Source organism: Syntrophorhabdales bacterium, from assembly GCA_035541455.1.
Classification (GTDB): Bacteria; Desulfobacterota; Syntrophorhabdia; order Syntrophorhabdales; family WCHB1-27; genus JADGQN01.
Window position 1 is genome coordinate 1 of the sequence record DATKNH010000004.1, and the last position, 13,758, is coordinate 13,758.

Annotated in this window: 18 protein-coding genes and 1 pseudogene; 10 read left to right on the forward strand and 9 right to left on the reverse strand. The window is 52.0% G+C overall.

Annotated features, from left to right (window positions below):
• Window positions 1-644: fumarylacetoacetate hydrolase family protein (locus VMT71_00155; protein ID HVN22351.1), on the reverse strand; the 644-nt coding region annotated here is incomplete at its 3' end.
• A gap of 108 nt (window positions 645-752) precedes the next feature.
• On the opposite strand from VMT71_00155, the gene VMT71_00160 reads away from it, so the two are divergent.
• Both VMT71_00160 and VMT71_00165 read left to right on the forward strand, forming a co-directional pair.
• On the forward strand, window positions 753-1,349 hold the full coding sequence (locus VMT71_00160; protein ID HVN22352.1) for an HAD family phosphatase: 597 nt from the start codon (window positions 753-755) through the stop codon (window positions 1,347-1,349).
• Window positions 1,346-1,654 carry a hypothetical protein gene (locus VMT71_00165; GenBank protein ID HVN22353.1) on the forward strand — a complete coding sequence of 103 codons (309 nt, stop codon included), beginning with the start codon at window positions 1,346-1,348 and terminating at the stop codon, window positions 1,652-1,654. Before VMT71_00160 ends, VMT71_00165 begins: the two co-directional genes overlap by 4 nt.
• Window positions 1,655-1,705: 51 nt before the next feature.
• Here VMT71_00165 and VMT71_00170 read toward each other — a convergent pair whose 3' ends face one another.
• Genes VMT71_00170 through VMT71_00180 form a run of 3 tightly spaced genes read right to left on the reverse strand, consistent with a single transcriptional unit; the run spans window position 1,706 to window position 3,472 of the window.
• Window positions 1,706-2,491, reverse strand: coding sequence for a TIGR04283 family arsenosugar biosynthesis glycosyltransferase (locus tag VMT71_00170; protein ID HVN22354.1), 786 nt, complete (start codon window positions 2,489-2,491; stop codon window positions 1,706-1,708).
• Window positions 2,478-3,212, reverse strand: a complete 735-nt coding sequence (locus VMT71_00175) for a TIGR04282 family arsenosugar biosynthesis glycosyltransferase (protein HVN22355.1) — start codon at window positions 3,210-3,212, stop codon at window positions 2,478-2,480. The genes VMT71_00170 and VMT71_00175 overlap by 14 nt, the downstream gene beginning before the upstream one ends.
• Window positions 3,212-3,472 (reverse strand): LapA family protein, encoded by a 261-nt coding sequence (locus VMT71_00180; protein HVN22356.1) that lies wholly within the window; start codon window positions 3,470-3,472, stop codon window positions 3,212-3,214. The genes VMT71_00175 and VMT71_00180 overlap by 1 nt, the downstream gene beginning before the upstream one ends.
• 234 nt (window positions 3,473-3,706) lie before the next feature.
• Here VMT71_00180 and VMT71_00185 point away from each other — a divergent pair, with 234 nt between their 5' ends.
• Window positions 3,707-4,723, forward strand: coding sequence for an aldo/keto reductase (locus VMT71_00185; protein ID HVN22357.1), 1,017 nt, complete (start codon window positions 3,707-3,709; stop codon window positions 4,721-4,723).
• 82 nt (window positions 4,724-4,805) lie between these two features.
• Here VMT71_00185 and VMT71_00190 read toward each other — a convergent pair.
• A pseudogene (locus VMT71_00190) lies at window positions 4,806-5,225 on the reverse strand (thioredoxin domain-containing protein).
• A 12-nt stretch (window positions 5,226-5,237) separates the two neighbouring features.
• Window positions 5,238-5,660: a hypothetical protein gene (locus tag VMT71_00195; protein ID HVN22358.1), complete on the reverse strand. Its 423-nt coding sequence runs from the start codon at window positions 5,658-5,660 to the stop codon at window positions 5,238-5,240.
• 441 nt (window positions 5,661-6,101) lie between these two features.
• On the opposite strand from VMT71_00195, the gene VMT71_00200 reads away from it, so the two are divergent.
• On the forward strand, window positions 6,102-6,932 hold the full coding sequence (locus tag VMT71_00200; protein HVN22359.1) for a DUF116 domain-containing protein: 831 nt from the start codon (window positions 6,102-6,104) through the stop codon (window positions 6,930-6,932).
• A gap of 41 nt (window positions 6,933-6,973) precedes the next feature.
• Here the strand turns inward: VMT71_00200 and VMT71_00205 are convergent, their stop codons facing one another.
• The 3 genes from VMT71_00205 to VMT71_00215 form a co-directional block, all read right to left on the reverse strand.
• Window positions 6,974-7,858 (reverse strand): L,D-transpeptidase family protein, encoded by an 885-nt coding sequence (locus tag VMT71_00205; GenBank protein HVN22360.1) that lies wholly within the window; start codon window positions 7,856-7,858, stop codon window positions 6,974-6,976.
• A gap of 32 nt (window positions 7,859-7,890) precedes the next feature.
• Window positions 7,891-8,343 (reverse strand): acyloxyacyl hydrolase, encoded by a 453-nt coding sequence (locus VMT71_00210; GenBank protein ID HVN22361.1) that lies wholly within the window; start codon window positions 8,341-8,343, stop codon window positions 7,891-7,893.
• 85 nt (window positions 8,344-8,428) lie between these two features.
• Window positions 8,429-9,127 carry an alpha/beta family hydrolase gene (locus VMT71_00215; protein ID HVN22362.1) on the reverse strand — a complete coding sequence of 233 codons (699 nt, stop codon included), beginning with the start codon at window positions 9,125-9,127 and terminating at the stop codon, window positions 8,429-8,431.
• 172 nt (window positions 9,128-9,299) lie between these two features.
• Here VMT71_00215 and VMT71_00220 point away from each other — a divergent pair, with 172 nt between their 5' ends.
• From VMT71_00220 to VMT71_00245, 6 genes are all read left to right on the forward strand, one after another.
• Entirely contained in the window at window positions 9,300-9,491 is a 192-nt protein-coding gene (locus tag VMT71_00220; protein HVN22363.1) for a hypothetical protein, read from the forward strand.
• Window positions 9,492-9,560: 69 nt separating this feature from the next.
• On the forward strand, window positions 9,561-10,181 hold the full coding sequence (gene msrA / locus VMT71_00225) for a peptide-methionine (S)-S-oxide reductase MsrA (protein HVN22364.1): 621 nt from the start codon (window positions 9,561-9,563) through the stop codon (window positions 10,179-10,181).
• Between the two features lie 209 nt (window positions 10,182-10,390).
• Entirely contained in the window at window positions 10,391-11,536 is a 1,146-nt protein-coding gene (locus VMT71_00230) for an FAD-dependent oxidoreductase (GenBank protein HVN22365.1), read from the forward strand.
• Between the two features lie 240 nt (window positions 11,537-11,776).
• Window positions 11,777-12,001 (forward strand): rhodanese-like domain-containing protein, encoded by a 225-nt coding sequence (locus VMT71_00235; protein ID HVN22366.1) that lies wholly within the window; start codon window positions 11,777-11,779, stop codon window positions 11,999-12,001.
• A gap of 69 nt (window positions 12,002-12,070) precedes the next feature.
• Window positions 12,071-12,628 (forward strand): ferritin family protein, encoded by a 558-nt coding sequence (locus VMT71_00240; protein ID HVN22367.1) that lies wholly within the window; start codon window positions 12,071-12,073, stop codon window positions 12,626-12,628.
• A gap of 68 nt (window positions 12,629-12,696) precedes the next feature.
• On the forward strand, window positions 12,697-13,062 hold the full coding sequence (locus tag VMT71_00245) for a BACON domain-containing protein (GenBank protein ID HVN22368.1): 366 nt from the start codon (window positions 12,697-12,699) through the stop codon (window positions 13,060-13,062).
• Window positions 13,063-13,758 lie beyond the last annotated feature (696 nt).

The following is a 13,758-nucleotide window of genomic DNA, read 5'->3' on the forward strand; positions in this document are numbered from 1 at the left end:
CGAAGCTTCAATGGCTCGTCCGGATCGATCTCGTTGGCCGTGACAATCCAGGGACCTATGGGGCAGAACGTGTCGAGACTTTTTGATCGGAACCAGGGACGCTTGTTTTCCATATCTTTAGCCTGCAGGTCCCGGGCAGTCACGTCATTAAGAATGGTGTACCCGGCGATATACTCTGGCGCCTTCTTTGCCGCAACTTCTTTCGCCCTTCTGCCTATGATCACTGCCAGCTCCGCTTCCGGATCGATCCGTCCCAACCCGTCAGGATAGATGATGGGCTGCTCATGCGCGATAATTGCTGAACCCGGCTTGGTAAAGTAAATGGGCTCCCTGACAACCTCCCGGGAAAACTCTTCCGCGTGCTTCCCGTAACTGAACCCGAGACATACGATCTTGCCGGGCCTGTATAGCGGAACAAACGTGAGAAAATTCAAAGGGATCCACAACTCCTCCCGGTACTGTCCCAGCATAAACAGGTTGTGGAAAAGTTTCGTACCAAAGTGTTCCAGTGCGAGAATAGTGCCCAGGTCAGGCAAGACCTCTTTTTCGAACTGCAGCGAGGCCGCCGAGAGATCGAACACCTGCTCATTAAAAACAGAGCCGATGAAGATACGACCCTGATCCGAAAAGACGCCTATTTTCATGTCACTTCTATTTTATCAGATTTTCCTGTAAAGGTAACGGAAAAACCCGTCCCTTCCTCATCTTGACTTCGTCAGCAGCATAGCCATGTTATACTGGTTAGTTAACTCATGATAAAGGCTCTTGTGCTCGATTTTGGCGGGGTTGTGGCCGATGAAGGTTTCCGCGAGGGACTCAAGGCGATTGCTGGAAATAATGGCCTGGACCCGGACAAATTCTTCGTTATGGCACGAGATTTGATATATGATACTGGGTACGTGACAGGCAAGGTGGATGAGCATGCCTATTGGGAGGCGCTGAGGCTTAAGATTAAGATAAGAAATGACGATAATGAATTACGAAAAGAAATACTCAATCGATTTGTGCTGAGACGTGAGATGTTTGACGAAATCACCAGAGTCAGGACTGCGGGCGTGACCGTAGCCCTCCTGAGCGACCAGACAGATTGGCTGGACGAACTGAATGACCGGGAGTCGTTTTATCACTATTTCGACCATGTCTTTAACTCTTTTTACTTGAAAAAAAGCAAAAGAGATGGGACTATTTTCAGAGACATTGCTGCGCGATTGAGGCTCAGACCCGAGGAAATACTCTTCATCGATGACACTCCGGGACATCTGGAAAGAGCGCAGGCCCAGGGATGGAAGACACTTCGCTTCACCAGTGTGGCCGACTTTAAACAGGCACTAAAGGAGGTAAACATATGAGAAAAAAGATCATAGTCGGGTTGCTCGTTCTTCTGGCAGTCAGCCTTATACAAATCCCGGCATATGCGGGAACCACAACGAAATACGCTACATATGATAGGGGAGACATCCCGCTGGATTCCACGCTTTTTGATCTGCTCATCCTCCGTCCCATGGGTATAGCAGCTTGTGCAGTGGGGCTCGCCACAAGCTTTTGGGCTTTTCCCTTCGCAGCAACGACCGGTACCGGTGCTGAGGTGGGGGATAAGCTCATCACGGAGCCTTTTGAGTACACGTTCCGGCGGCCGATAGGCTACGACTGGTAGCTAGACCAGGAGAGAGATACAGTAGGTTGAGGTTAAGGTCGAAGAAATACCTTACCTCAACCTTTGTTTTGGGTGCTTCGTTAAGTCTCGCCTTTTCCTTTCTTCTTCTTCAAGCTCACCCTCAGCCTTGACCTGTTCTTCATCGTGGCTCCTGTAATATCGCGCGAGGCGATGAGGTGAAACTCCGACAAGGTAGAGCAGTACCAATATCCAGTTTCTCAACGTACAAACAAGCACACCTTCTTTTTCCCATCGTCTTGCAGACGTCCCCACCTTCTCTTTTATAATCTGAATCCTTGCCCCTGACCTTCGCACCCTGCGCATCAGGTCAATATCCTCCATGACCGGCAGGTCACTGAATCCACCCAGACGAAGAAAGAAATCCTTCCTCATAAAAATAGCTTGATCTCCATACGGCACCCTGGTTATACGCGAGCGGAGGGATGCTGCCTTTTCTACCAACCTGAAGCAGAACCTGTCTGAATGTATCCCCAGATCGAAGCTTCCGCCCACGCAGCGGCCGTCTTTCACTGTCGCGCGTATTCGCAAGAGTCCATCTTCGGGTAGTTGTGTATCTGCGTGGAGAAAAAGCAGGATATCGCCGCTTGCGAGCAGAGCCCCTGCATTCATCTGCCTGCCCCGTCCCTTCTCTGAGCGCGCGGTCACAACGCCATCGCTTTTTAGAGCCTTAAGCGTTCGCTCCTCAGGGTCACCGTCAACCACGATAATCTCCAATCGACCATCGCAACGGAGGCTCTGCAGGGCGCTGACTGCCTGATCGATCAATTCTTCCTCGCGAAAAACAGGCATGATGGCCGAGATATCACACTTGGTCATCCTGTTTCCTCGCACACGCCCGCAGGTAATCCAGCGTCATGAGGCATCCCTCAGGTGTTGATTCATGGTCATGCATGAAGCGCAACAAATCTTCATGAGTGTCGATATCACGCCATTGAGGCAGTTCACACACGTCGTAGCCGCGATCCCGCAGCACGCGGCTGGTCTCTTGGAATACGGTGGAGGTCCCCCAGTGGATGTGTCTAAAGACCTCCTGCGGAAACCGATCCGCATTGAAGCCGATGAGATAGTAGCCGCCGTCGCGCGCAGGGCCTACAACTGCGTCCCTGGATGAAAGTGCCGTCACCGCTTCCTCCACGATACAAAGAGGTAAATCCGGCACGTCGCTGCCAATGAGTATTGATCTGTGAAAGCCTTCGTTGAACACACTCCGAAACGCGTTCTTCATGCGCCTTCCTAGGTCTTCCCCCTGCTGAGCCGCGTAACGATGTGCACTGCCGAGCCAATCCCTTATTTCTTTCCTTGCTTCGGGTGGATAGAAAAAAATACGCAGCTCAAAACCGCTGCGCATAAGCGTGGCGAGAATGTCGTGAACAAAACAACGGTAAAGCTCTAAAACGGCATCCTCTTCTAGAAGGGATGCCAGCCGCGTCTTTACCCTTCCCTTCTCAGGAGACCTCGCAAATAAAATGGCACATGCCTGTCGATCCACCGCGCCTGGTCGAATGCAGGAAAGTCGTTGAGAGCCCTTCGCCGTCACTACGGGAGATTCCCGCTCTTACCCGCACCGGCGGCAACTTCCCGCGACTTTGTTCCTTTCTTCATACTCTTCTTCAAGCTCGTGAAACTCCACAGGAGACCCATGATTACCATACCTGCCAGAACTGCCAGAAACACAACAATAGCAAGAGATGCGGTAAAATTCCATATGACGAATGAGAGCGTAACGACCGCGCTGTTCTGGTATGAAAAAATGACTGCAGCAGCGACTATGAGTACCGCAAATATGAGAATAAACATGCGACCTCCTTTCGTCCAGAAATCATTGCCAGCAGACGCTCACACAATCCTGCGCCTCTTCATCCAGCATACGAGCAACGGCTCATCCACGGTCATCACAGCATTATAGCACGGAAAAGACTCCTTGCCAGAATCCACCTTCAATCAGGGCTGCATGCGCGGCTATGAAGTGAGCACCAGAGTGGTATATAATGAGATCGTTCACAGAAGAGAGGCGTGCAAGGAGTTATGACCATGAAAAAGGTGAGACTCGGAAGAACCGGCCTGATGGTAACCAGAATGGGATGGGGTGGAATCCCAATACAGCGGATCAGCGAGCAGGAGGCAGTCGCGGTTATACGGGCTGTAGTCGAGATGGGCGTAGACCTCCTGGATACGGCTCGCGCCTATACAGACAGCGAGCGTAAGATCGGGCTCGCTCTTCAGGGCATAGACATGCCTGTCATCATTTCTTCAAAGTCACAGACAAAGACAGCGAAGATCTACGATGATGTGAAGAAGAGTCTTGAAGAGTTACAGGCGCGCAAAGTCCACATCTATCATCTCCACAACATTACCAAACAGGAAGAATACGAGCAGGTCATGGCCCCGGGAGGCGCGTACGAAGGCCTCGAGCGCGCACGAGACCAGGGCTTGATCGATCACATTGCTGTCTCCAGCCATTCACTCGATCTCCTCGAGCGGATGATCGAAGAAGATCGATTCGACGTTATCCTGGCCTGCTACAGTTTCCTCGAACCCGATGCGGCAAAAAAAGTTTTTCCACTGGCCCGAAAAAAGGACATCGGCATAATGACCATGAAGGCTCTATCCGGCGGAGTCATCGAAGAGGCCGGACCTGCCCTCAGATACGTGCTTGCGGAGGAAGGTATCGTGCCTATTCCCGGGTCGGAGACATTGGAACGTGCTCGTGAGAACTGGAAGATATTCGTGGAAGGGGGCTCTCTCACTGAATCAGACGAAGAGAGGATAGAAGCCATCAGGAAGCAGTTCGACCGTGTCTTCTGCAGAAGATGCGATTACTGCCAGCCCTGCACGGAAGGCATTTCTATTCAGTTCCTGATCGGTCTGAAAAGTACAGTCAAGCGTTTTGGCAACCAGGTGGACGAACTCAAATGGATGCAGGACATGATAGCCAGGGCAAGGAACTGCTCGGAGTGCGGCGAATGCATGTCCCGCTGCCCTTATCAGTTGCCGATACCGGAACTGATCAAGGCTAACCTCGAATGGTTCGATTCACTCAAGCATTAGTAGCATGAGGCGAACGGACCATATGAGCCCTTCGCCTCTTTTGCCTTGACCGTCAGCCCCTGGCCTTTCGCCGTTAGCCGCTCTATTTTCCTCTCTTCAGCTCTGCTTCAATAGCCTGCTGAAAACCGGGAAGGCTTCTCTGGACCAGGAGTCTGCCATTCACAAAAATAGTTGGCGTCCCCTGTACGTTTGCCTGGGCAGCGCTACTCACGTCCCGGTCGATAAGAGAGGCTATGGAGGGGTCCTTCAGATCCTGATTGAACTTGTCCATTTTCAAGCCGAGCTGTTTGGCGATTGCCTCGACCTTTTCATCACTGAGATTATTCTGATTCGCAAAAAGCTCGTGGTGCATTTCCCAGAACTTGCCCTGCTTGGACGCCGCAAGAGCTGCGATAGCCGCCTTCCTGGCGTACGCATGCATGGGAAGCGGATACTGCTTAATCACCAGTTTCACGTCTTTGGGGAATTTATCCAGCACCTGCTGGAGGAGGGGCTCAAGCCCCGCGCAATACGGTCACTGGTAGTCGTCATAGACGGCAATGGTGACAGGGGCATCCTTGGGCCCTTTGAAGGGAAGTCCGCTCACGTCTATCTTGTAAATACTCTCGAGCATGACGACCTGCAGCATCTTCTTTTTGCTGCTCGAAACAGAGAGCGCGTCCCCTCTCGGCAAGGCAACAATGCGGTCAAAGTCCTTGTCCACGGCAATATGGTCGGTTATCCTGCCCTCCGGAATCGAGTAAATAAGAATCTCACCGGCCGTCAGGATATATAACCGCTGTCCATCCATGGAAGGAGCCATATCCAGGGGGACAGCTTTCAAGTCGAGGCTCTTGAGCACTTTCCACTCGACAGCGGCCTGGGCAGGCCCTGCTGATAAAACCCAGATTGCCGCCACGAGTGCGGCAACAGCAAACATAGTCAGCCTTCTCGTCAATACGCACCTCCTTGCTGGTAATCTATTCCCAGAAGCTTATTCCATATAGAAGTATAAGTGCTTAGCAAATCCAATGCCAAACGTACTCATGCCTCTTTAACACACCAGCCCATCCAACCTCACTGAAGTAATCTTATTATACCATTAACCGCCGATAAGCGACCGACGCGACACCAGATGGCGCCTGTTGTAGTCTTCGAAAGGCATTTCATGGTAAGCTACCACAGTTATGAGTAACTGCGCCCTGCGCATAACACCCGGCCCGTCCATGCCGGCTTTTGAGCTTAAGGCGAAGACTCTTACAACAGGTACCACGAGGATGATTGGCAGAATCTCGCGCGGTAAAGACCTTGCATGGGGATAGCATTGAAACCAGAAAACAGGCAACGTAGCGGTGTGTGAAATGAGGTTACGTGAGGGATCGATCTTCGGGAGGTTATGATGCGTGACGACCACGAAGGCAACCTGGCCAAGCCTGTGGACCGGAAGTTGGGGGACGAATGGACAGACTGGAAGGGAGACGGTGGCTCAGTCGACCTCGAGACGAATGAGAGCAGCGCAACCTTTCTCATCCTCTCCGGAGTCATACTTCTCTTCGTGATTGCCCTGCTTAATGCGGGGTGGTATCTGGTGAAGCCCAGAATAGAACAGTTCAGCAAAGCGGCTTCCATGCCTCTGGAATGGTGTGTAGAGGGATTCTCAATTCTTCTCCTGATCGTAATTGTGGCCCAGGCTATCTCTGTCGCCAGATTCGGCAAGTCTTTGCTGCCCTACGTCTGGACAGAAAGATCACTGCTCGCCTTGCTTCCAAAGAGCGTGTGGCTTGGAAAGAAGTTCGGCATAGGCAGGGACAGGGTCTCCAATTCTTTCATAAAGGTACACAACATCGTATTGAAGGCCTCGTCCAAATACCTGAGTGCTGAGAGGCTCCTCGTGCTGCTGCCGCGATGTCTGGAGAGGGCAACGAGGAGCCAGGTGTTGGAAAAACTGGGCGCAATCAATGCAAAAACAATAACGGCGGCCGGCGGAGAAGAAGCGAGAAAGGCGATACAGGAATACCGCCCATCAGTGATCCTTGCGATCGCCTGCGAACGGGATTTGATCAGTGGGCTCAAGGATGTGGCCGACACAATTCCGGTCCTCGCGCTGCCCAACAGGAGGCCTCAAGGTCCGTGCAAGAATACGCAGCTACCCATCGAGGAGTTGGACGCAGCGCTCTTATTTCTCAATAAGAGAAAAGAGGCAAGCCAGATGTTTGATCGGGTAACGTAGCTGGATCGGCCCCTATGGCTGGCGCGCGAACGCCCGCTCGATCACGAGGTAACGTCTTCCGCGAAGTCCGGCTTATCCTGCAAGACCCTGTCTACCTTCTCCTTATTCACTTTTCCTGACAAACCGCGCTTCTCGAGAAGCTTTCTGACTTCACTATCCAGTGATGCCGCTTTCTTGTAAATGTCCCGGTGCACTTCAAGAAAGACCCGCCCCTCAGGAGTCAACGCAACCTTCACCGGTTCATATATAATTTCCCCCTGTGTCCCAACACGCACGCCTTGAAAGAATTTCTCCATGTGCTCCGGCAGAATCCTTATGCAGGCGTGGCTCCTGAACTGATACACGCTGGTAGGCCAGATTGTTTCGTGGAGAAGCACTCCCGACATTGACGTGCGCAGGGCATACCTGCCGAGCGGGTTGTCCGGCCCCGGAGGAATAGCTCTCTCTATGGCCTCACCCTTTGCTGCGACCTCCTCCCTTATCGACAGCGGCACGTGCCAGGTCGGGTTCCGTTGTCTGCCCAGAATTGTGAACGCGCCGGTGGGTGTTTCCCAGTCGGGTTTGCCAAGACCCACGGGAAAGGCTGACGCGAGTTTCCCTTCCTTGAAGTAGTAGAGCATCCGGTCGGGTATATTCACGATGATACCCGACTCCGTGCTTTTCGGGATAATCCTTCTCGTATTGACTTTCAGCGTGCGGCCTATCTTGAGCGGCTTGTCCAGTTCTATCTGATTCTCTCTCGCTATCCTCTGCCAGCCCACTCCAAGCTTGGCTCCAATGAGAATGAGAGAGTCTCCCTGTTGTATCGTATAGGTCGTATCGCCGCCGACGAACATATCGGCGTAGCCCTTGTGGGGGAGAAGTATGAAGCATACTAGCAGTGAACCAAGGAAGATCCGACTCACCATGGGCATGAACAATATCACATGTCCACTGCCGCTTTACAATGGAAATCTTCTTAGAAATAATACCCGACGGATATGATATTGGCGTGGACCGATCTGTTGGGATAATCGGTATGCGCGTTTGAGTGATGGCGCAGCCTGTCTTCGATAAAAAAATTCCTGTACCTGAGGCCAAAGCCCGCTTGAGGCGTAAACAGGAGATGCGTACCCTGTTCTTTAAAGCCGGTGGTCGTGTACGCGATGCCCGCCGCCGCGACAAAATAGGGTTTCCATCGCTCATTGATGGGCACGTAATACTTGATGCCCAGGTTGAAACCCACATCCGCGCCGTCAGCGGGTCTGTTGATATAGGCAGCCCATGGCTCTGCAAGGACAGCAAGGTTCTTGAGCCAGACCTGCTTTTCGTAATCGTAGGCCACTTGAAAAAAATCGTATTGCTTCGACCCCTGGATGTAACCAGGATTATGGTAGAGGTTCAAATAAGCAAAGCCGTATCCAACGGACAAACTCTGTTCTGCAATAACCAACGTTGGTGCAAGAGAACAGAGAATCGCAACCGAACAGAACCATGGGGTCAATCGTGGCAACGACTCAACTTTCAACGTTTGCACTGTCGAGCCACTCGACTGCTTTGTGGGTGATCCGTCGGTGGGTTTCCTCGTCGTTTACTCCGGTCGATTTTGGCACGTGAAAGGAATGATCTCCTCCTTCTATGGTGTACAGCTCCCAGGCGGTACGAAGCTTTTTCAACACCATCTGCAGCCGCCCCAGATCGCAGAGAGGGTCACGCGTCCCCTCAAAGAAGAGCATGGGAATCTTTATCTGGTAGAGATGTGCATCCCGCACCTTTTCTTTATTGGATGCAGAATGGAGCGGGTATCCCAGAAAAATGATACGATCGACAGGCAGAATTCCACGGGCAACCATCTGCGATGCAATACGGCCGCCCATTGACTTTCCGGCCGCCACCCATGTATCGATATCGAGATCGCGAACTTCGTGGAGTACCCGGTAAGCAGACTGCCATGTCTTGATCAGTGTTCCCTCGGGGTCAGGCGCTTTGGCTCCGCGTTCTTTATACAGGAAGTTAAAGCGCATTGCCGGATACCCCGCCACTGCGAGTCCTTCTGCAAAGCTGGCCAGCAGCGGGTTGTGCATGTCGTTGCCTGCACCGTGCGCGACAATGACCGCAGTCTTTTTGCACGCACCTTCAGGCAATGAGAGAATTGCTGAAGCCTGCCCTTTTCCTTCTACGGGTATTGTCAGATTCGTGTTTCGGATCTTCTGCAAACGAAATTCTCCTTCAGCCCGCTCAAGTCTCTACCGATGGTATTACGTGGTCACCGATTTGTCAAGATTCCCCGACCCCCTATGGATGCAGACGCGAAGTGGAGCTACGGTCCCCCATTGACACTTCCGATTTGAAGCTTAGATTAGGATGTACGAAAGGAGGTGACCAGCAATGAACTATTCTTTTACATGTCCTGCGCCCTGCAATTACGAGATAAAGGTTGATGCGAAGGACGATGGTGAAGCCGTCGACAAGATCATGATGGAAGGGATGAAGCATGCGAAGAAGGACCATCCGGACATGCCGGCGATGAGCGAAGCAGAAATGAAGAGCTTTATACGAACAGGCATGAAGAAAATGTAATTGCTTCAGCGCTCAGCAGAGATTCCATTGCTGTCGACTGCTGCTGACAGGCCAAATCGAACGGAATACATGATGAGACTCTATGTCATTGCTGTAGTCTTGCCCATTATACTTGCAGCCGGATGGCTTTCTGCCAATGACTCTCAAAAAACGGCTGCAGGCATGGGGTTTGAGAAGGCTACGTTTGCCGGCGGCTGCTTCTGGTGCATGGAGCACCCCTTTGATCAACTGGAGGGCGTAGTATCCGTCACGCCAGGTTACACCGGCGGCACCAAGAAGAACCCGACCTATGAGGAAGTCTCTTCGGGCACAACAGGCCATGCGGAATCTGTGCAGATCGTCTACGATCCTTCAAAGATCTCCTACGCAAAACTCCTCGATGTCTTCTGGCACAACATTGACCCGACCGTGAAGGACCAGCAGTTTTGCGACGCGGGCACCCAGTATCGCAGCGCCATATTCTATTACAACGAAGAGCAGAAGCTGCTGGCCGAGGAATCGAAGAAGGCGCTGGAAAAGTCAGGCCGCTTCAAAGGACCGATCTACACAGAAATTGTTCCTGCATCGGAATTCTACCCTGCGGAGGAATATCATCAGCACTACTACAAGAAGAATCCCATCCGCTACAAATTTTACCGTTACAACTGCGGCCGCGACCAGCGACTCGATGAACTGTGGGGTAAGCACTGAGGTGGCTCAAAATCCCAAATTCGAAACACCAAATCCTAAACAATCTCAAATTACCCGAATATCAAATGTCCTAAAAGGTCACACCTGTCAAATGGATTAGCCTTTCCGAGTTTGAGGATTTTGAATATTCGGAATTGTTTATGATTTAGAAATTAGGATTTCGAATTCAATGCAGTTGGATATAAAATATGCTTGTCTAGGTTTATATTATGAGTAAGCATCTTGTCCTCGTTGGAGGAGGCCACGCGCACCTCACAGCAATAAAGAATCTTTCCGTTTTCACCCGGGCCGGCCACAATGTGACATTGATCAGCGCATCGCCGTTCCATTACTATTCGGGCATGGGACCCGGCATGCTCTCCGGCACCTATCATCCATCGCAGGTGCGCTTTCACGTCCGGAAGATGGCTGAGGACAGGGGCGCCTCATTTGTCGAAGATAAAGTAGTAAAGATCGATCCGGTCCGCCATGTCCTGTTCCTGCAATCCGGAAGTGCGGTTATCTATGACGTGGTCTCGTTTAATACAGGCAGTGAGGTCCCGGTTGCGTCGATCGCCGATGCAGAGCAGGACAACATTGTACCGGTCAAGCCCGTGGTCAATCTTCTGAAGGCCAGGCAGACAATTCTGGAAAGCATCAGAAAGGGCGAGACGTGGAAGTATGCTGTAATAGGCGGGGGTCCGGCCGGACTTGAGATATGCGCGAATCTCTGGCGGCTTCTCTATGCCAACCGGGGCAAAGGCACGATCAAGCTCATAGCAGGCGAAAAGCTCATGCCTGGCGCGCCGGAGAAGGTGCGTCGCCTTGCCCTGAGTTCCCTTGCCGGAAGGGGTGTAGAGATCATCGAAGGAAGTTTCGTCAAGTCGATTAAACAGAATGGAGTGGCGCTGACCGACGGAAGAACACTTGAATTCGACTTGGCATTCGCGGCGATAGGTATCAGGCCCGCAAGGTTGTTTGCAGAGTCAGGTCTTCCAACGGGCGCAGATGGCGGGTTACTCGTGAACGCGCACCTCCGGAGCGTTGCGCATAACGATATTTTCGGTGGAGGTGACTGCGTGAGTCTGCAAGGCAAGCCGCTCGCAAAGGTGGGTGTCTATGCAGTGAGAGAGAATCCGATTCTCTTTCACAACCTGCAAGCAGCGCTCGACGGCGGGGAGATGATGACCTTTAAGCCGCAGCCGCACTATCTGCTGATCTTCAACATGGGCAACGGCCGTGGCATCTTCTGGAAAAAAGATTGGGTGTGGGATGGCAGACTTGCCTTTGTGCTGAAGGACTATATTGACAATCGTTTCATGCGCATGTTCCAGGTGTCGGGCGAACGGGAGGACAAGCCTGAGGTTACAGAATGAACTTCAGCCTTGAAATTCCAAATTCCAAGCACCAAATTCTAAACAGTCTCAAATCACCAAATGTCAAAAGTTTCAAACGCGGTGGGAGCCGTAGCAGGAAACTGCCTGTTGCACTTGACCTTCGGAGCATCGGAGCTCGTTTGCGATTTCGATATTGATATTTGGAATTTCGAGCGACGAATTCAAAATAGATCCGGCTGGATTTTACAATAGCGTGAGGAGCGAGCGAGGGGGTGAGATATGAAAATTCTGGACTACTTCAAACGCGTCCCGACATGGACTCCCGAGGAGGTCCGCGCATTCCTGGATGACCACAGCGAAGACGAATACAACCTCGTGGACGTGAGAACACTAAAGGAGTATGAAGAGGACGGCCACCTTCCCGGCGCGCAGCTTATACCAGTGGGCGAGCTCGCAGACCACGTTTCGGAACTTGATCCGAAGAAGACAACCATCGTGTACTGAGCGGCGGGCGTTCGCAGCCGGTCGGCTGCCTCTGTTTTACAAAATGCAGGCTTTGAAAAAGTCTACAGTATGGAAGGAGGCATCAGGGCGTGGAAAGGTCTCGTCGCACAAAAAACCCCCGAGTCGGGCATCGCCTATTTCTCCCCCGCAACGACGCCGCAAGAGATGGCGGGGCTTGCGTGGTTCCTCGAAAACGGTTCTCGACGGTTTTATGCTGAGGTGCGTGACATGCTTCTCGGCGACAGCACTGTTTCGGGCTTGTTCACAGAACTGGCATTGGCGGAGGAACGCCATGAATCTACGCTCCTCGATCTTTACAGAGAGTTCTCCGGCAAGCCCCCGAGTAACGGTCATCCAAAATCCATAATCTCGGTGGAAAAGGATGACGATGTCATGGAAGGCGGAGTGCGCGTTTCAGAGGCAGTGCAATGGGCAAAAGGGAAAAGCGCATCTGAAGTGTTAGAGTTTTCAGTCGGCCTTGAGACCAATTCTTACGACCTCTATCTAGTTATGGAAGCGAGGCTTAAAAATAAGCCCCCATCAAAGGTCTTCCGTGTGCTGGCCGCAGAGGAAAAGCAGCACCTGAAGCGACTAGTGGCCCTGTTCGAAGAGAGAATGAAAAAATGAGGCCGTGGAAAACACCGTGGCGCCGGCCAGCGACAGCGAGACTAGTTTTCGAGAGGAGATCGTTACCTGTGAAAAGATGCGTCGGCTCTGTTCTGCTTATTATATCCATGATCATCTTGATTGCTGCCCCTGCTTCCTTCGGCCAGGATGCTTCATGCACATTCTCGGTCTCGCCGACCACGATCTACTTCCAGCTTCCCGGGGGCACTGCGGAAGTCTATGTCAAGGGCTCATCGCCCACCTGCACCTTCACCGCGAAAAGCGCTTATCCGTGGATCACCCTCTCGGTCAAGCAGGAACAGGGTGACGGCAACGTGTCCGTGACGGCCGCGGGCAATACAGGCCTGACTCATCGGGTAGGGAGCGCCCTCATTGCCGGCGAAGATGTCTCTGTCATTCAATACGGCCCGCGGATCAGCGGGACCGGTAACTGATGATGATGGCGACCGACGCCCTCTGTCCTGTTAAACTAGCCTGATATTGTTAAATATCCGCGTAGGCTTGTCCTGCATGCGAGACGCTTTCCTGTAAGCGGGACATGGTGATCGTATGAGATTCCGGCCCTGGCCATGCAAGTCCTCAGTATAACTTACCAATTTGATGACGGAGAGCGGGAAAGGGCATTGGCAAAACGCTTGCACTTGGAAATACGGGTAAAAGGTAAAAATTTTTAGTTAGGGGCCATAAAGCTATTGACAACTCTATCAATCAGGAGCAGTTTTCCTGAATAGAGGAGAGAAATGAAACGCGTGCTATCGCGAATGTTCTTATTCCTCATTTTCTGTTCAGCTTTGTTTTTTACAGTCCCGGACTATGTTCAATGCGAAAGCCTGTATCCCGACCAATCACTGGACCTCTTTGGAATGCCGACTCATGTATTGCATGGGGTAATCTTCTTCAAGCATCACTTTTCAGTCGACCAGCTTTCTCACACTGACGCAAATTTCTCCGAATGCCAGCGGTCATCGAATCTGCACCCGGAACTATTCCCAGAAGAGCCAGATCTATCAGGCTCGTCGGTTTTTATCCAGCACTGTTAGTCTCTCTCAGCTTTTTTCTCTAGCGGTACGGCCTTTTCACGGAGGCTGGCCCGTCATGGCCTGTCACAAGTAAGGAGTACCAAGGCAACA